The sequence below is a fragment of the Brucella sp. RRSP16 genome (assembly GCF_052246815.1).
Lineage (GTDB): Bacteria > Pseudomonadota > Alphaproteobacteria > Rhizobiales > Rhizobiaceae > Brucella > Brucella intermedia.
Map to the genome: position 1 here is coordinate 1 of NZ_JBQQAM010000049.1, position 771 is coordinate 771.

A 771-nucleotide genomic window follows, 5' to 3' on the forward strand; every position below is an offset into this window, starting at 1 on the left:
GAGAGTGCAGACGTAACGTATTCTTTGGCGCATCTGTCATGCGGATTTCAGGCACGTGATTTCGCGCCACATGTCAGTGGCGGCTTGTCGTAACTCACGATGATCGGCGGCATTGAATTGGTTTCGGGGGAAATAATTTAGGTTGTAGATCGGATCATGTATCGACGTGAAATTTTGCACATGTCGCGCCGATTTAAAGCGCTTCATAACCCGCTCTCGTCGTCGGATCGGCTGATGCGAATTCTCTGCCCGATTGTTCAAACCCTTATGCTGGCGATGATCGCAAACGCTAAGTCCCATCGTTCGTTTGGCAGCGCCATATGATCGTAGTTTATCGGTGACCATGATCCGGGGTGCACAGCCCTGTGCAGAGAGAAGCTTGCGCATGAAGCGCTTGGCGGCCTTGGTATTACGGCGTTTCTGGACCAGAACATCCAAAACAAAACCATCCTGATCAACTGCTCGCCAAAGAATGTGATGCTCACTTTTGATATATTACACATTCATCCAGGTGCCATTTATCGCCAAGCCGCGGTGTGCGGCGACGGATATTACTGGCATAAGCACGTCCGAATTTCTCCGCCCATTCGTACACGGTCTTATATGTGACGAAGATGCCACGATAAGCCCGCATGTCTTCACCATGCGAAAGCTTAGCGGAAAGCGGAAATACAACCACACCGCCTCTGCAATAATCTCAGATGGATAACGATGGCGGCGGTAAAGCGAAGAACGAGGTTCGGTCATCACCCGTTATCGCAACTGATGTTT

General features: G+C 50.3%; 1 pseudogene. It reads right to left on the minus strand.

Annotated elements, in window-relative coordinates:
* Positions 1–36: 36 nt before the first annotated feature.
* A pseudogene (locus ACS5UA_RS22830) lies at positions 37–747 on the minus strand (IS6 family transposase).
* Positions 748–771: the final 24 nt, after the last annotated feature.